General features: G+C 53.3%; 19 protein-coding genes. 11 read left to right on the top strand and 8 right to left on the bottom strand.

Annotated elements, in window-relative coordinates:
• Positions 1-34: 34 nt before the first annotated feature.
• Positions 35-1,351, top strand: a complete 1,317-nt coding sequence (gene gntT, locus AC6I8L_RS05340; protein WP_058960812.1) for a gluconate transporter — start codon at positions 35-37, stop codon at positions 1,349-1,351.
• A gap of 47 nt (positions 1,352-1,398) precedes the next feature.
• Here gntT and AC6I8L_RS05345 read toward each other — a convergent pair whose 3' ends face one another.
• Together AC6I8L_RS05345 and AC6I8L_RS05350 are read right to left on the bottom strand one after the other, a co-directional pair.
• Positions 1,399-2,481: a malate/lactate/ureidoglycolate dehydrogenase gene (locus AC6I8L_RS05345; protein ID WP_058960811.1), complete on the bottom strand. Its 1,083-nt coding sequence runs from the start codon at positions 2,479-2,481 to the stop codon at positions 1,399-1,401.
• Positions 2,482-2,589: 108 nt separating this feature from the next.
• Positions 2,590-2,835, bottom strand: a complete 246-nt coding sequence (locus AC6I8L_RS05350) for a hypothetical protein (RefSeq protein WP_008103719.1) — start codon at positions 2,833-2,835, stop codon at positions 2,590-2,592.
• Between the two features lie 259 nt (positions 2,836-3,094).
• Between AC6I8L_RS05350 and AC6I8L_RS05355 the strand changes: the two genes are divergently transcribed.
• Positions 3,095-3,178: a small membrane protein YohP gene (locus tag AC6I8L_RS05355; RefSeq protein WP_017346848.1), complete on the top strand. Its 84-nt coding sequence runs from the start codon at positions 3,095-3,097 to the stop codon at positions 3,176-3,178.
• A gap of 31 nt (positions 3,179-3,209) precedes the next feature.
• Here the strand turns inward: AC6I8L_RS05355 and AC6I8L_RS05360 are convergent, their stop codons facing one another.
• Positions 3,210-3,395 (bottom strand): hypothetical protein, encoded by a 186-nt coding sequence (locus tag AC6I8L_RS05360; RefSeq protein ID WP_072226559.1) that lies wholly within the window; start codon positions 3,393-3,395, stop codon positions 3,210-3,212.
• A gap of 435 nt (positions 3,396-3,830) precedes the next feature.
• On the opposite strand from AC6I8L_RS05360, the gene pagP reads away from it, so the two are divergent.
• The 3 genes from pagP (at position 3,831) to AC6I8L_RS05375 (ending at position 5,501) form a co-directional block, all read left to right on the top strand.
• Positions 3,831-4,352 (top strand): lipid IV(A) palmitoyltransferase PagP, encoded by a 522-nt coding sequence (gene pagP, locus AC6I8L_RS05365; RefSeq protein ID WP_082678124.1) that lies wholly within the window; start codon positions 3,831-3,833, stop codon positions 4,350-4,352.
• A 150-nt stretch (positions 4,353-4,502) separates the two neighbouring features.
• Positions 4,503-4,712, top strand: coding sequence for a transcription antiterminator/RNA stability regulator CspE (gene cspE / locus AC6I8L_RS05370; protein ID WP_034829024.1), 210 nt, complete (start codon positions 4,503-4,505; stop codon positions 4,710-4,712).
• A gap of 357 nt (positions 4,713-5,069) precedes the next feature.
• Complete coding sequence (locus tag AC6I8L_RS05375; RefSeq protein ID WP_034829026.1) at positions 5,070-5,501, top strand: GNAT family N-acetyltransferase; 432 nt, start codon at positions 5,070-5,072, stop codon at positions 5,499-5,501.
• Here the strand turns inward: AC6I8L_RS05375 and AC6I8L_RS05380 are convergent.
• A complete protein-coding gene (locus AC6I8L_RS05380) occupies positions 5,479-6,834 on the bottom strand; it encodes an aminotransferase-like domain-containing protein (protein ID WP_058960809.1) in 1,356 nt (451 codons plus the stop codon). The two genes, AC6I8L_RS05375 and AC6I8L_RS05380, sit on opposite strands and share 23 nt — an antisense overlap.
• A 135-nt stretch (positions 6,835-6,969) precedes the next feature.
• Here AC6I8L_RS05380 and AC6I8L_RS05385 point away from each other — a divergent pair, with 135 nt between their 5' ends.
• The 6 genes from AC6I8L_RS05385 (at position 6,970) to tatE (ending at position 11,660) form a co-directional block, all read left to right on the top strand.
• Entirely contained in the window at positions 6,970-7,929 is a 960-nt protein-coding gene (locus AC6I8L_RS05385; RefSeq protein ID WP_045816520.1) for an ABC transporter substrate-binding protein, read from the top strand.
• 2 nt (positions 7,930-7,931) lie between these two features.
• Positions 7,932-8,726 (top strand): deaminated glutathione amidase, encoded by a 795-nt coding sequence (locus tag AC6I8L_RS05390; RefSeq protein WP_034829032.1) that lies wholly within the window; start codon positions 7,932-7,934, stop codon positions 8,724-8,726.
• A gap of 21 nt (positions 8,727-8,747) precedes the next feature.
• The gene (locus AC6I8L_RS05395) at positions 8,748-9,635 is read left to right on the top strand and encodes an ABC transporter substrate-binding protein (RefSeq protein ID WP_058960808.1); all 888 of its coding nucleotides are present in this window, start codon (positions 8,748-8,750) and stop codon (positions 9,633-9,635) included.
• Positions 9,632-10,582: an amino acid ABC transporter permease gene (locus tag AC6I8L_RS05400; RefSeq protein WP_058960807.1), complete on the top strand. Its 951-nt coding sequence runs from the start codon at positions 9,632-9,634 to the stop codon at positions 10,580-10,582. Before AC6I8L_RS05395 ends, AC6I8L_RS05400 begins: the two co-directional genes overlap by 4 nt.
• On the top strand, positions 10,579-11,349 hold the full coding sequence (locus AC6I8L_RS05405; RefSeq protein ID WP_058960806.1) for an amino acid ABC transporter ATP-binding protein: 771 nt from the start codon (positions 10,579-10,581) through the stop codon (positions 11,347-11,349). The genes AC6I8L_RS05400 and AC6I8L_RS05405 overlap by 4 nt, the downstream gene beginning before the upstream one ends.
• A gap of 107 nt (positions 11,350-11,456) precedes the next feature.
• Positions 11,457-11,660, top strand: a complete 204-nt coding sequence (tatE, locus tag AC6I8L_RS05410; RefSeq protein ID WP_034829040.1) for a twin-arginine translocase subunit TatE — start codon at positions 11,457-11,459, stop codon at positions 11,658-11,660.
• Between the two features lie 131 nt (positions 11,661-11,791).
• On the opposite strand, the gene lipA is transcribed toward tatE, so the two are convergent.
• From lipA to dacA, 4 genes are all read right to left on the bottom strand, one after another.
• Positions 11,792-12,757, bottom strand: a complete 966-nt coding sequence (gene lipA / locus AC6I8L_RS05415; protein ID WP_058960805.1) for a lipoyl synthase — start codon at positions 12,755-12,757, stop codon at positions 11,792-11,794.
• 176 nt (positions 12,758-12,933) lie between these two features.
• Complete coding sequence (lipB, locus tag AC6I8L_RS05420) at positions 12,934-13,584, bottom strand: lipoyl(octanoyl) transferase LipB (RefSeq protein ID WP_058960804.1); 651 nt, start codon at positions 13,582-13,584, stop codon at positions 12,934-12,936.
• 69 nt (positions 13,585-13,653) lie between these two features.
• A complete protein-coding gene (gene ybeD / locus AC6I8L_RS05425) occupies positions 13,654-13,917 on the bottom strand; it encodes a DUF493 family protein YbeD (protein ID WP_034829045.1) in 264 nt (87 codons plus the stop codon).
• A gap of 160 nt (positions 13,918-14,077) precedes the next feature.
• Positions 14,078-15,289 (bottom strand): D-alanyl-D-alanine carboxypeptidase DacA, encoded by a 1,212-nt coding sequence (gene dacA / locus AC6I8L_RS05430; protein WP_034829047.1) that lies wholly within the window; start codon positions 15,287-15,289, stop codon positions 14,078-14,080.
• Between the last annotated feature and the right edge of the window lie 5 nt (positions 15,290-15,294).

Below are 15,294 nucleotides of genomic sequence, written 5' to 3' on the forward strand. Positions count from 1 at the left end.
GACATGCTGTCGTGCGCAAAAGTGGAGAAAAATTATGCCATTACTCTATGTGGCGATTGGCGTAGCCTTACTGCTGCTGTTAATGATTCGCTTCAAGCTGAACGGATTTATCGCGCTGATCCTGGTCGCGCTGGCGGTGGGCATGATGCAGGGTATGCCCGTCAACAAAGTGATTGGATCGATCAAAACTGGCGTGGGCGGCACGCTTGGTAGTCTGGCGCTGATCATGGGCTTTGGCGCGATGTTGGGAAAACTGCTGGCTGACTGCGGCGGTGCCCAGCGTATTGCCACCACGCTGATTGCTAAATTTGGTCAAAAACACATTCAGTGGGCGCTGGTCTTAACCGGCTTCACGGTGGGCTTCGCGCTGTTCTATGAAGTGGGCTTTGTGTTGATGCTGCCGCTGGTGTTCAGCATCGCGGCGTCGGCGCGTGTGCCGCTGTTGTACGTCGGCGTGCCGATGGCTGCGGCATTGTCGGTGACGCACGGTTTCCTGCCTCCGCATCCAGGTCCAACGGCGATTGCGACGCTGTTCAACGCCGATATGGGTAAAACGCTGCTGTATGGCACCCTGCTGGGTATTCCGACCGTGATTCTGGCGGGCCCGGTGTATGCGCGCTTCCTGAAAGGCATCGACAAACCGATTCCTGAAGGTTTGTGGAACCCGAAAACCTTTACCGAAGCGGAAATGCCCGGCTTTGGCGTCAGCGTCTGGACGGCGTTAGTTCCGGTAGTGCTGATGGCCTTGCGTGCCGTGGCGGAGATGGTGTTGCCGAAAGGGCATCTGTTGTTGCCGTATGCGGAGTTCTTTGGTGACCCGATTATGGCAACACTGATTGCGGTACTGATCGCCATCTTCACCTTTGGTCTGAACCGTGGACGGAGTATGGATGAAGTGATGGGCACCATCACCGACTCAATCAAAATCATCGCCATGATGCTGTTGATCATTGGCGGCGGCGGGGCGTTCAAGCAGGTGCTGGTGGACAGCGGCGTTGATAAATACATCGCGAATATGATGCATGCCACTAATCTGTCGCCGATCTTTATGGCGTGGTCTATCGCCGCAGTGCTGCGTATCGCATTGGGTTCAGCCACCGTGGCGGCGATTACCGCTGGCGGGATCGTTGCGCCACTGATTGCCACCAGCGGTGCCAGCCCGGAACTGATGGTGATTGCCGTGGGTTCTGGCAGCGTGATCTTCTCTCACGTCAACGACCCGGGCTTCTGGCTGTTCAAGGAATACTTCAACCTGACCATCGGTGAAACCATCCGCTCCTGGTCCGCGCTGGAAACCATTATTTCGGTGTGTGGTTTGGTCGGCTGTTTGCTGCTGGCTAACGTGATCTGAAGGAAATTAGCTGAGGCGATGTGCCTCAGCTTTCTTATTACTGGGATCTACTGCGCCAGCGCGCGGAAGGCCGCCAGCTCTTCATCGGACATGCCTGCCTGTAATGCCGCTGCACAAATCTGTTCCCAACTGTTGCTGTCGAGCGGAATCCCCTCGCGATCGCGTTCGATACGATTCTGTTCTTCCCATTCACCCGGCACCTGAATCGGTGCATCGCCGCTTTGTGGCGAGCGTTTTACCCATTCGAGGAACGATTCTGCTTCTTCCTGCATCGCCGGGGCATCAAACGCTTCGGGATTAACGATGATGGTGGTCATGCAGTTGAAAATGGCGTCATGGCTGCTGACCAGCGTGGCATCGTGCGTGGTGCGACCACCGGAAAGCGCACCGCCCAGAATTTCGCACATCGTGGCCAGCGCGTAACCTTTATGCAGACCGAAGGGCATCAGCGAGCCATAAGGTGCCTGATGCATCACGCCGGGTTCGGTGGTGGGCTGCCCCTGATGATCGATCAGATAACCGGGCGCGACCTGTTGCCCTTTGTTCCACGCCACGCGTGTTTTGCCGTAGGCAATCCCGCTGGTAGCGAAATCGAGCAGCAGCGGTTTGGCATTTTGGCGTGGGAAGATGGCACAGAAGGGGTTGGTGCCAAAACGACGGTCGCTACCGTTAAAGGGCGCAACCATCGGATCACCCATCACGTTGACGAAATGGAAAGAGACGAATCCCGCAGCTGCGCACTGTTCCGCCCAATGACCGATACGACCAATATGGTGGGAGTGGTGTAAGCCGACCGCAGCGATACCCAGCTTCGCTGCACGCTCAATACCCAACTGCATCGCCTGATGTGCCGCCACCTGACCAAAGCCGTTATGTCCGTGCAGGGTGAGCACCGCACCGGCATCCTTTTCAATGGTGGTGTGCTGGTTCAGCTGCAGGAATCCCTGCTTCAGTGAACTCATATAGCTCGGGATCATTCCTACGCCGTGTGAATCGTGACCGGCCAGATTGGCGGCCACCAGATGGTCAGCCACTAAACGTGACTCTTCAGCGCTGCTGCCGGCATGTAACCAAATGGCCTGAACAAATTGATGTAACTGGGAAGGGGGAAGTCGGTAAAGGGCACTCACGCGGTCAATCTCCTTGTCATGTTCGATAATGCATCCTGCGCTTAAAGCTATCATTACCGCAAGTGAGTGTTATCAAAAGCAAAGGGCCACAATCTGTGGCCCAAAAACTCAATGCGGCTGTTCAAAGCCCGCTTTCACCATCTGATCGCGCAACGCGCGGGTAATTTCACGGTTCCCACCCGTGACCGGATAAATAACATTGTTGACGACATCGTCAAGGTAATGCTCTTCAAACTCTTGCATGGTGAGTTGGGTGCCACCTTCATCATTAATAGCAATGCTGCCACTGATGTGGTTGCCGTAATCCTTTGCCTTCAGGCTGTAACGCCCCATGCTGGTATTAATCGTGCTCATAAGATCTCCTTGTTACGTAGGCAGTGATAACAATTGAGGCCTGCTAGAGGCGCTGTAAGTTTAGACAGCACGAGCCGGCGGTGCGCAGCGGGAGAGAGAGATAAAATCGCGACATGCGACCCGTCTCGCAGAAATAAAACTGAACGGAAGGCAACGCTCATCACCATGCGTGACAGTGCTCGCACTGCACAGCGAACGCAGAATGATCATCTATACTGGAAAACAGGCGCGTTATTTTTCATCACTGAAGGAGCGAACAATGAAAATAATTCTGTGGATTATTGCCATCATTTTTATCGTGGGATTACTGACGATTACGGGTGTATTCAAACTGATTTTTTAGCATGAACAGGCACCTGAGGTGCCTGAATTCTTTATTCTGCCCGGGACGCGGCAAATTCGCTCAATGTGAGCATTGCCGGAATCAAGTCCCGCCAGTCAATCGGTTTATCACACCCCGCGCAATACGCACCATGGTGTGAGTTATTTTTATCCTCTTCCACTTTCGGCAATGTGAAATAAAATTTAGCGCAGCCGCAGCGTCGACAGCGAATCGTCATTTCAATGTTCCTCCCTCTCCATCCTGGAAAGATGAGATTTATCCTATTCGCCCTCAAAGTTCAATTCATAAATTTAATTAATTTATTTCCGATATAAATGATTGTCGTTAAGTTGCTGAAAATTAAGTTGTCTCTCTGGGTGATTATCACGCAGAGAGTGCATTTAATGTGCATTTTTCCTGACGGCCGGGATATTTCTTTCTATAGAAAAACCACAACCTAATCTAAATCATCGGAAAATAATGTTGTAACACAGACTATCCCTGGAGTTTTTAGCCGCCTTTTTAGATATCGTTTTAAGTTGTTGCGCTAATAATCGCCCACTTACCGAATGCGCCTTTTTACTGGGGGCGAATTTAAGAGATGACTTAATAGGATTTTTTTGTGAATCGGCCCATTTTATCCGCACTTTTGGGCGGAATTTTGACGTTACCCATGACGTTTTTGGCATCAGCAGTCACAACATCGCAAGCCGTTGAGGCGGGATGGAACACATTTAGCACCAATGTTGAGCAAACCTGGTCGCAGCCACAGCATCATGACTTTTACCTACCCGCTATCACCTGGCATAACCGCTGGACCTATGATGACGAGCATATCGAAAAGTACAACGAGCGGCCGTGGGGTGCAGGGGGCGGTGTCTCTCGTTGGGATGAGAAAGGCAACTGGCATGGGCTCTATGCCATGGTGTTCAAAGACTCGTTCAACAAATGGGAGCCTATCGCTGGCTATGGCTGGGAAGCGACCTGGCGGCCATTGAACGACCAGAATTTCCACATCGGTGCAGGCTACACCGCGGGCGTCACCGCGAGAGATAACTGGCGCTATATCCCGGTTCCACTGGTTTTGCCATTAGCATCAATAGGATATGGGCCAGCCACTTTCCAAATGACTTATATTCCAGGGACTTATAATAACGGCAACGTCTATTTTGCCTGGCTGAGATTCCAGTTTTAGCGTGTGAAAAGCGTCAAAAAGTGTGAAGGGGATGCAAAAAATCAATATTTATCACTTTTTCATCAATTCTCACTGGACAAATGTCACCGCAATTGCTGTACTAGATGCCGACACAGTTTAGTGTCCATTTTTCATGTAAAGGTAATATAGATGTCCAAGATCAAAGGTAACGTTAAGTGGTTTAATGAGTCGAAAGGCTTCGGTTTCATTACTCCAGAAGATGGCAGCAAAGATGTATTCGTACACTTCTCTGCAATCATGAGCAATGGTTTCAAAACTCTGGCTGAAGGTCAGCGTGTAGAGTTCGAAATCACTGACGGCGCTAAAGGCCCATCTGCTGCTAACGTTATCGCTCTGTAAGTTAACAGTTAGAATTTTGAAAACCCGCCTAATGGCGGGTTTTTTTTGTCCTTTTTACATGTGCCACCAGGTCAGGGAATAGCCCAACACGGCCGCCATGGCGACGAAAAGCGCCATCACTTCATTGTAGCTACGTGGAATCAGGTTTTTCATGTGCGCGCCCCAGAGGTGTATTTCACTCAGCATCGCAAAGCCAGGTTAAGCCAACCTTAAGCCGTGATGACAGTCTGATGACAGGGCACATTCTGCGGCGTATTTCACAGAACCTGGCAGTAACATTCTCATAACAATCCTTACTTGCAGCTTTTTACGCAACAACGCTATATAACTGCATGCAAGGACTCATGAGGAGGCAGGATGAATATACGTCAGGCACTGGCAAAAGACAGTTTTGCCCTGAGTGCGCTGTTAACCGAACTGGGTTACAGCGGCACAGAAAAGTTTATTGATACACGTCTGGCGCAGTTATGCAGCCATCCCGACGAAATTTTATTGGTGGCAGAACACGGTAATCAGGTTCTGGGATTTCTCTCTTTGCACTTTATCCCCCAACTGGCGCTGCCCGGTGATTTCGCCCGCATCAGCTATTTTTGCATTGCGGAAGGCGAGCGCAGTAAAGGCAGTGGCCAACAGCTGCTCAGCCATGCCGAACAGCTAGCGCGTGAACGGGGCTGCGATCGCATGGAAGTGCATTGTCACGCTTCCCGCCTTAAAGCCAACCAGTTCTACTCGCGTGAAGGCTATGTGGAATCTCCGCGTTATCACATCAAAGATCTGGGCTCGCTTTAAGTTCACGCCCGGTGGCGATGACCAGCGCGTCAGCAATGCTTTCAAGCTGATCGAACGGGAGCAGTGAAGCACTGACGCGAATAAAGGGCTCGCCGTTGAGGCAACAGCGTTCTCCCGGCAGTACAGCGATGCCGCGTGCTGCCAGGGTGATCATGGCGTACTGCTCTGATTCCACCGGGATCTGTACGCTTAACCCATCTCGCTCTTCCAGTACCACTCCGCGTTTTGCCAGTGCCGCCAGTAACTGCTGGCGACGCTGCGCGTATACGGTCTTCGCCTGTTGAATGCTCTGCTGTGTGGCCTCATCGGTGAGCATCCATGCCACCGCATCCTGCAAGATACGGCTGGTCCAGCTGACGCCGAAGTTACGCCACGACTGTAAGCGTTTCACCATGTCTGCCGTCGCGGATAACGCCGCCAGGCGCAGATCGGGACCATAGGCTTTGGAAAAAGAATGAACGTGAATGACCCGCTCCGGGAAGTGAAAACCGAGGCTCCAGGCCGGCCAGCGCGACAGATCGCCAATGCCATCATCCTCGACAATCATCGTGGTACTGTTCGCCAGCACCCGCGCCAGCTCGGCGCTGCGACGCTGAGTCACGCTGTAGCCGGTGGCGGAATGCGTGCGCGGCTGATAGATAAACATCGCCGGTGATTTTTGCAGATGTGTGGCCAGTGCCGTGGGTATCGGTCCCTGATCATCGCAGGGCAGTGGCAAAATTTCTGCGCCGATATTTTCCAGCATATCCAGCAAACGGGTGGCGGTGGGATTTTCAATCACCACCCGATCGCCCGGCGACAACAGCGTCTGCACAATCAGGTTCATGGCATCAAAACCGCCATCAGTGGCTAACCAGGCTTCCGCCGGATAGGGCCAGCGTGGACTGATGGCCGCTTGCAATTGTGGGGAGATCGCTTCGCGCTGATAGCTGTTTAACTCAGGCGAGGCAATGCCGGCGAGGATCGCCCGTTTGAGATCCGGTAGCAACGCCGGATCGGGTGACGCCATCGCCAGCGCTGCCCGGATGTTCTCGCCGTAGTTACCAATCTTCTCAAAGCGGATGGGGCGTGGCAGTACGCTGTTGCCACACACCCACACGCCACTGCGTCCTTTACCCGCCAGCACTTTCTGCTTCTTCAGTTGCGCCCAGGCAGCAGAAACGGTTGCCGGACTGACGCCCAGCCGCTCCGCCAGTTCGCGCACCGCAGGCATTTGCATGCCAACAGCAATTTGGCCGTCCCGAATTAAGGATGAGGCGGTAAGCGTTATTCCCTTTACCGAAGCATCGTCTATTTGATGGCTAAGCCACTCGACATCTACCGTTTGCGTCATAAGAAAATCATTTGTTCAGTAACAAAGAATTGATTGTTCAGATTAGTATTCGCGTTTTAGACTCAAATTCAAGCACTATTTGCTGAATAAATAAACAGCGCCAGATCTCTGGCCGAAAACGGGGAAAGCACAATTATGGTAACCATCAGACTGGCGGTGCGTGACTGGGATTATTTCACACCGCTGGCACTCGGCGACATCAAACCAGAAGGCTTCACGTTAGAGATTGACCGCGTGGGCACGCTGGTTGATAACCTCGCGACCAGCGACAAATACGACGCGGGTGAAGTGTCATTCAGCCGCTATGCTCAGGCATGCGCCAGAGGCGATAACGCACTGCTTGGCCTGCCGCACTTCCTGATGCGCGGCTTCCGCCAGCGCTGCATCATCACCACAGCTGACAGCCCGATTACCACGCCCGCTCAACTGAAAGGCAAGAAAATCGGGGTGACCGGCTGGCAGGATTCTGGCAACACCTGGACGCGCACCGTGCTGCGTGAAGCTGGCGTGGAGATCGATGATGCGTACTGGTTTGCCGGCCGTTTGACCGAAGAACATCCGATTGTGGATCGCCTCGCGGGCTTCGGTCGTCCGGGCCGCATCGAACCTGCACCGGGTGAGCGCCCGCTGATCGAACTGCTAAAGGCCGGTGAGCTGGATGCGGTGTTCACGCCCTTTATGCCGGAAGGTTTCTTCCTGAAAAATTCTGGCCTGCGTCAATTGCAAAACGACTTTGTGACCGCCGAACGTGACTACTTCAACCGCGTCGGCTACGTGCCGGGTATCCATCTGCTGGCGATGAAACCGGCACTGGCGGAAATGCATCCCTGGCTGCCGCAGGCGTTAAGCGAAATCATCGATCGTTCGTACCAGATGTGGATGCAGAAACGCGAGAAATACGCCGACACCACACCGTGGCTGCTGGATGATTTGCGACGTACCGCGCAGGAATTACCGGCAGACTGGAATCAAAACGGATTCTCCGCTAACAAAAAGATGATCGCCGATTTTGCTAACGAGCTGTTCCAGCAAGGCTTAACCAAAACATTACTGACGCCGGAAGCGATTTTCCCGGCAGCAGTGCAAGGGGAGTGAAGATGAAAGTTGCAATGGGGCAGTTTGCTGTCAGCCGGGAATGGCAGGAAAACACCGATATCTGCATCGGTTTAATGAACAATGCACTTGCTGGAGGCGCGGATTTACTGGTCCTGCCTGAAGGCGTGCTGGCGCGTGATATTGCCGACCCTGATTTGGTACTGAAAGCCGCACAACCGCTGGATGGCCCTTTCATCACACAGTTGCTGGCGGTCAGTAAGGGCAACGATTTAACCACCATGATGAGCGTGCACGTGCCGACAGAGGGCAACAAGGCGCTCAACGTGCTGATTGCCATTCGCAACGGTGAACTCATCGCCGCCTACGAAAAGCTGCATCTTTATGATGCGTTTGCGATGCAGGAGTCACAGCGCGTGAATCCAGGCAACGAAATCCCACCGCTGGTGGAAGTGGCGGGGATGAAAGTGGGCCTGATGACCTGCTACGACGTGCGTTTCCCGGAACTGGCGCGCCGTCTGGTGCTGGACGGTGCTGATGTGCTGGTATTGCCTGCCGCGTGGGTCAAAGGCCCGCTGAAAGAGATGCATTGGGAATTGCTGTGTACGGCACGCGCACTGGAAAACACCTGTTACATGGTGGCCGTGGGCGAATGTGGCCCGCGTAACATCGGCAACAGTCTGGTCATCGATCCTCTCGGCGTGGCGATAGCCAAAGCGCCAGAGTCGGCGGCACTGGTGTTCGCCGATCTCGATCCACAACGCATTGCCTACGCCCGCAGCGTACTGCCGGTGCTGGAAAACCGCCGTTTTGCACGTCCTGAACTGAAACCACTTTGATAGATTTTGGGGAACTGGCTCATGAATAAACTTACCACAGCAATAACGTTGGCGCTGGGGCTGACAGTCAGCGCAGTGCAGGCAGCGGAAACTATCCCAACGCAGAAAGTTGATCAGGCGCTGCATGACCGCTTGCCAGCAGAGATTAAAAGCGCTGGAAAAATGATTTCGGTAAACAACGGATCGTTTCCTCCTTATGAGATCGTGAACGGTCCACATTCGATGGACGGCGCCTCAGCCGACCTGACGAATGCTTTGGCTCAATTGCTGGGTGTGAAAATTGAACATGCCACGGTCAGCGGTTTGTCGGGTGTTTTAGCTGGCATTAACTCGGGCCGTTATCAGATGGCGATTGGGCCGATTGGCGACTATCCCGATCGTCAGCAGAAAGTCGACTTCATCGATTTTGTGCAGGAGTTCGTGGTGTTCGGCGTTCAAAAGGGCAATCCAGCGAAAATTAACGGTCTGGAAGACACCTGCGGCAAGCGTATTGCTGTGATGGCAGCCGGTTCAGCTGAGCAGGTGATTCGTAAGCAGTCGGACGCTTGCGTTGCCGCGGGCAAACCTGCGGTGGTGGTGCAATCCTTTACCGATCAGCCTTCATCGATTCTGGCAGTACGCTCTAAGCGTTCTGATGCTTTCTTCTCTTCACAGGCACCGCTGACTTACTTTATCGATCAAGCCAATGGCCAGCTGGAGCTTTCCGGTAAAGGGCAGAAAAACGGCTTTGGCGATATTTTCCAGGGCACGGTGGTACCAAAAGGTTCCGAACTGGGCAATGTAGTACTCGACGCCTATAAAGAGCTGTTCGCCAACGGCACCTACGCGGCGATCATGAAGAAGTGGAAACTCGACGGCAATATCTTGCAGCAGCCGGGTCGTAATCTGGCGCAGGGGACAGCAAAATGAATCCAGTCACCCACAATACGCGAGCCAGGGATAAGGCCAACGTGCAGCAGCGCGATGTCGCTTTCGCCCGCAGTGCGCCCACTTATGGACGCTGGATCTCATGGATTGTGGTACTGGTGGTCGCGGCCAACTTTCTCTGGCTGGTGGCGACCAATCCCAATTTTGAATGGAAAGTGGTGTTGCAGTGGTTCACCGAAGGTTCGGTGATGAAAGGGCTGCAGGTGACGCTCGGGCTGACGGTGGTCTCGATGATCCTCGGTACGCTGCTGGGCCTGCTGCTGGCGGTGTGGCGCCTTTCGGAGAATAAACTGCTGAGCGGTATCTCGTCGCTCTACATTTGGTTTTTCCGGGGTACGCCGCTGCTGGTGCAACTGATCTTTTGGTACAACCTGTCGACGCTGTTTCCGAACATTTCGATTACCGTACCCTGGACGGATATTACCTTCGCCAGCTGGAATACCAACGATCTGATTACGCCGCTGACCGCTGCGTTTGCCGGACTGGCACTGAATGAAGCGGCGTATATGGCGGAGATTATTCGCGCCGGGCTGTTGTCTGTGGATCAGGGGCAGGTGGAAACCACTCAGGCGTTTGGCATGAGCCGCAGCCGTGCATTGCGCCGCATTATCATTCCTCAGGCGATGCGATCCATTATTCCTCCCACCGGCAATCAGCTGATCAGTATGATTAAAGCGACCTCGCTGGTGAGCGTAATAGCCATGGGCGATCTGCTTTACTCGGTGCAGGCCGTTTATAACCGCACCTTTGAAATTATCCCGATGCTGATGGTGGCCGTGATTTGGTATCTGCTGATCACGTCGATCCTGAATATTGGGCAGTCAGCAATTGAACGCTACTACGCACGCGGCACCAAACGTACCGTGGTGAATAAACGCCGGACAGACACGGCTGTCGCAGCGACACATCAGCTGAAGGAGGATGTATGAGTGAGATTCAGCCGCTGGTCTCTGCGCGCAATGTCCAGAAGAGTTATGGCGATAACGAGGTATTGAAAGGGATCGATCTGGATGTGTTTCCAGGTGAAGTGGTGGTGATTCTCGGGCCATCGGGATCGGGCAAATCGACCTTCCTGCGCTGTATAAACCATCTGGAAGATATGAACGCCGGCTCCATCATGGTGGGTGAAGAGCAGATTGGCTACGAATTGAAGCGTGGAATTCTGCATCGCCTGTCGGCACGGCGGATTGCTCACCAGCGTCAGAAGATCGGCATGGTGTTTCAGCAATTCAACCTCTATCCACACATGACCGTGCTGCAGAACATTATTGAAGCGCCCATTGGTGTGCATAAGTTTCCCCGCCAGGAAGCGTTGCAGCATGCGCGCGAACTGCTGACAACGGTCGGATTGAGTGACAAAGCCGATGCGTGGCCACGTCATCTTTCCGGTGGGCAGCAGCAGCGTGTGGCGATTGCTCGCGCGTTAGCCATCAAACCGGCGTTGATGCTGTTTGATGAGCCGACTTCCGCGCTGGACCCCGAACTCGTGGGAGAGGTGCTGGCGACGATGCGCACGCTGGCCGATCGTGGTCTGACCATGATCGTGGTGACGCATGAGATTGGCTTTGCACGTGAGGCGGCGGATCGGGTGGTGTTTATGGATGGTGGCGTGGTGGTGGAGCAGGGGACGCCGGAGCAGGTGATTAGTAATCCGCAGCACCCGCGTACGCAGGCATTCTTGAGCCGCTTTATTTAATGTTGCGCGGGTGTTGATCGTAATCTGTTACAGATTCTAGTTGTTACAGCTGATAAACTGCGCGTTAATAGTGATGTCTGTTTTTCGCTAAGGTTGAAAGGTAAAGTATGGAAGGTTTCAGCATTGCCAAACTGCTGATCATCGGTGCACTTATTGTACTGCTGTTTGGTACCAACAAGTTACGTTCACTGGGTGGTGATCTGGGTTCCGCCATTAAAGGCTTCAAGAAAGCCATGAAAGACGATGAATCCACCGCAACCAAAAGCACCGCTGAAGAAGCGCCGGCTGAACGCGTGAGCCACAAAGAGTAATCTCACTTCAAACGTCAATAAGTGTAAATATTTATGACGTTGATAAAAAAACCAGACTGCTTCCAGTCTGGTTTTTGTTTTTTGGCACGGGTGAAAAAGCCTGGTTGCGGGCGTCACACCCGCAGAACCGATTATTTCACTTCCAGCCCTTTGGCCTGCATATCCGCGTGATAAGAAGAACGTACGAACGGGCCACAGGCCGCGTGGGTGAAGCCCATCTCCATGGCTTCTTCTTTCATCTCATCAAACTCTGCCGGGCTCACATAGCGCTGTACCGGCAGGTGATGGCGGCTTGGCTGTAAATACTGGCCAAGTGTGAGCATGGTGACACCATGACGACGCAGGTCACGCATCACTTCCACGATTTCCGCATTGGTTTCACCCAATCCGACCATCAGGCCAGACTTGGTTGGCACGTCCGGATGCGCTTCTTTGAAACGCTCCAGCAGCTTCAGTGACCAGTCGTAATTGGCGCCAGGACGCACCTGACGGTAAACGCGTGGCACGTTTTCCATGTTGTGGTTGAACACATCTGGCGGCGTGGCGGTGAGGATTTCCAGCGCACGATCCATACGACCACGGAAGTCAGGCACCAGCGTTTCAATTTTGATATTAGGGCTTTTTTCGCGAATGGCAGTGATGCAATCGGCAAAATGCTGAGCCCCGCCGTCGCGCAGGTCGTCGCGGTCAACCGAGGTGATCACCACGTAACGCAGCGCCATATCGGCAATAGTTTGTGCCAGTTTCAGCGGTTCGTTGGCGTCAGGCATATTTGGGCGGCCGTGGGCGACGTCGCAGAATGGGCAACGACGCGTACAAATCGCACCGAGGATCATAAAGGTGGCGGTGCCGTGGTTAAAACATTCAGCGAGGTTAGGGCAGGAGGCCTCTTCACACACCGAGTGCAGACCATTTTTGCGCATGGCGGCTTTGATACCCTGAATGCGGCTGGAATCCGCAGGCAGTTTGATCTTCATCCACTCCGGCTTACGCAGAATCTCTTCACGCTCGACCATCACGGTTTTCACCGGAATCAGCGCCATTTTGTCGGCATCGCGATACTTGACGCCACGTTCCATCTGAATTGGTTTACTCATAAATCTGCAGGTTCCGGTCGGGATTGCGATTTGAAAGCTTCCTCACTCAAACTGAGAACCAGGCTTTCAACTTTATTTGAAAATATGGCAAAAATTATATCATTTCGTCTGCGCATAAGCAGCCGATATGCGAGCGCTAAAGTTACAATTTTGTAAATGAGCACAGACAGCCAAGGTCAGACCCTGGCCTCATTTTGCCAATCAAGCTGGGTGAAACCCGTTAAGCGGGCGAAATGTTGTACCAAACGGGGTTGTACGTCGGCGGTTGTGACGCCCGGCTGCTTTTCACTTAACTGCGTCATGCGCATGCCGGCATAACCGCAGGGATTGATGCGCAGGAAAGGTGCCAGATCCATCGCCACGTTTAATGCCAGGCCGTGGAAGGAGCACCCTTTGCGAATGCGAAGGCCTAATGAGCACACTTTGTCATCGCCGATATAAACGCCGGGTGCGTCGGCACGTGCGCGCGCAGCGATACCATAATCCGCCAGGGTGGCGATCACGGTTTCCTCCAGCGCAGTGACCAGCTCTCTGACACCGATTTTGTGACGTTTAATATCAATCAACACGTACATCACCTGTTGCCCAGGCCCGTGATACGTCACCTGGCCGCCACGATCGCTCTGCACTACCGGAATATCGCCCGGCATCAACAGATGTTCGGCTTTGCCTGCCTGGCCCTGGGTAAACACCGGATGATGTTCCACCAGCCAGATTTCATCGGCAGTGCTGCTGTCACGTTGATCGGTAAACTGATGCATCGCATCGGAGACAGGTTGCCAGTCGCGCTGGCCCAGTTGACGAACAAGAAGCGTGTTAGCTGACAAAGCGGAGATCCGGTAGAGAGTGAAGGGCTGAGTATAACGCTGGCAAAGCCGCCTTTGCCAGCGCGGGTATTACAGGACCATGCGCACGATATCAATGTTACCCAGTTCTTCGTACAGGGTTTCTACCTGTTCGATATGCGTTGCGGTGATGGTGATAGAAACCGAATGGTAGTTACCTTTGCTGCTCGGTTTCACTGCCGGGGTATAGTCGCCGGGGGCGTGGCGCTGCACCACTTCAACCACTTGATCAACCAGCTCCGGTTGCGCCAGACCCATTACTTTATAGGTGAAGGGGGTAGGGAATTCGAGCAGTTCATTCAGTTTGGTTTTCATGTTGGCTCCGGTGCTTAAAATTGAGAAGAGCAGCCCACAGGCGGCCCCTACAACAGGTAGTGCATAAAAAATCGATAAGGGAGGCTTTCCAGCCTCCCCTATACGTTTGAAACGGGGGATTCTAATTATATGGTATCAGACAGACGATTTTTCAAGCGTCTTAGCCAAACCAGTGATGGAACATCAGTTTGATGTAATCAATGATACGGCTGAAGAAGCCGCCTTCCTGCACTTCGTTCAGGACCACCAGCGGACGCTGTTCAATGGTTTTGCCATCCAGCTGGAAGTTGATGCTGCCCACCACCTGGTTTTTCTGCAGCGGTGCATGCAGTTCGGTATTGGTCAGTACATAGCTGGCTTTCAGGTCTTTCATACGACCGCGTGGAATGGTCAGGTAGGCATCTTTTTCAACGCCAAGCTGGACGCGATCGCTGTTACCAAACCAAACCGGCTCAGAGGCGAACTCTTTGCCTGCTTTCAGAGGTGCGACGGTCTCAAAGAAACGGAAGCCCCAGGTCAGCAGTTTTTTACTTTCGGTTTCACGACCTTTATAGGTGTGACCGCCCATAACAGCAGAGATCAGACGCATCTGGCCTTCAGTGGCAGAAGCCACCAGGTTGTAACCTGCCGCATCAGTGTGACCGGTTTTAATACCGTCAACGTTCAGGCTGGTATCCCACAGTAAACCATTGCGGTTCATCTGTTTGATATTGTTGAAGGTGAACTCTTTTTCACGGTAGACCGAGTATTCGTCCGGCACATCACGAATCAATGCCTGGCCTATCAGCGCCATATCACGCGCCGAGCTGTACTGGCCTTCAGCATCCAGGCCGTGCACGGTCTGGAAGTGGGTGTTTTTCAGACCCAACGCGCCAACGTAGTTATTCATCAGGCTAACAAACGCATCCTGGCTGCCGGCAACGTAATCGGCCATCGCCACACAGGCATCATTCCCTGACTGCAGTACGATACCGCGCGTCAGCTGAGAAACCGGTACGCGATCGCCAGGCTTCAGGAACATCAGTGAAGAGCCTTTGAACACCGGGTTACCGGTTGCCCAGGCATCTTTACCTACGGTGACAATGTCATCGTTATGGATTTTGCCTGCTTTGACTGCCTGACCAATCACATAGCTGGTCATCATTTTGGTCAGACTGGCTGGATCGCGGCGCGCATCGGCGTTCTTTTCGGCCAGAACTTTACCTGAGTTGGCATCGATCAGCACATAAGCTTCAGCATCGATTTCCGGGACGCCCGGGATCATCGTCTTAAGGTTAACATCGTCCGCAAAGGCGGCATGGCTGAGAGAAAGGGCGACCAGTGATCCCACTGTCAGGCGTTTCAGAAAACGAGAGGGTTTCAGCGTATTCATGTTAA

This window comes from Type-E symbiont of Plautia stali (genome assembly GCF_059731115.1).

Bases quoted from the DNA above. Each gene is read 5' to 3' on its own strand.
- tatE (WP_034829040.1), top strand. From the start codon at position 11,457: ATGGAAGGTTTCAGCATTGCCAAACTGCTGATCATCGGTGCACTTATT.
- ybeD (WP_034829045.1), bottom strand. From the start codon at position 13,917: ATGAAAACCAAACTGAATGAACTGCTCGAATTCCCTACCCCCTTCACC.
- AC6I8L_RS05405 (WP_058960806.1), top strand. From the start codon at position 10,579: ATGAGTGAGATTCAGCCGCTGGTCTCTGCGCGCAATGTCCAGAAGAGT.
- AC6I8L_RS05350 (WP_008103719.1), bottom strand. From the start codon at position 2,835: ATGAGCACGATTAATACCAGCATGGGGCGTTACAGCCTGAAGGCAAAG.
- AC6I8L_RS05380 (WP_058960809.1), bottom strand. From the start codon at position 6,834: ATGACGCAAACGGTAGATGTCGAGTGGCTTAGCCATCAAATAGACGAT.
- gntT (WP_058960812.1), top strand. From the start codon at position 35: ATGCCATTACTCTATGTGGCGATTGGCGTAGCCTTACTGCTGCTGTTA.
- AC6I8L_RS05360 (WP_072226559.1), bottom strand. From the start codon at position 3,395: ATGACGATTCGCTGTCGACGCTGCGGCTGCGCTAAATTTTATTTCACA.
- AC6I8L_RS05355 (WP_017346848.1), top strand. From the start codon at position 3,095: ATGAAAATAATTCTGTGGATTATTGCCATCATTTTTATCGTGGGATTA.
- pagP (WP_082678124.1), top strand. From the start codon at position 3,831: ATGACGTTTTTGGCATCAGCAGTCACAACATCGCAAGCCGTTGAGGCG.
- AC6I8L_RS05400 (WP_058960807.1), top strand. From the start codon at position 9,632: ATGAATCCAGTCACCCACAATACGCGAGCCAGGGATAAGGCCAACGTG.
- AC6I8L_RS05385 (WP_045816520.1), top strand. From the start codon at position 6,970: ATGGTAACCATCAGACTGGCGGTGCGTGACTGGGATTATTTCACACCG.
- AC6I8L_RS05375 (WP_034829026.1), top strand. From the start codon at position 5,070: ATGAATATACGTCAGGCACTGGCAAAAGACAGTTTTGCCCTGAGTGCG.
- AC6I8L_RS05390 (WP_034829032.1), top strand. From the start codon at position 7,932: ATGAAAGTTGCAATGGGGCAGTTTGCTGTCAGCCGGGAATGGCAGGAA.
- AC6I8L_RS05395 (WP_058960808.1), top strand. From the start codon at position 8,748: ATGAATAAACTTACCACAGCAATAACGTTGGCGCTGGGGCTGACAGTC.
- cspE (WP_034829024.1), top strand. From the start codon at position 4,503: ATGTCCAAGATCAAAGGTAACGTTAAGTGGTTTAATGAGTCGAAAGGC.
- lipA (WP_058960805.1), bottom strand. From the start codon at position 12,757: ATGAGTAAACCAATTCAGATGGAACGTGGCGTCAAGTATCGCGATGCC.
- dacA (WP_034829047.1), bottom strand. From the start codon at position 15,289: ATGAATACGCTGAAACCCTCTCGTTTTCTGAAACGCCTGACAGTGGGA.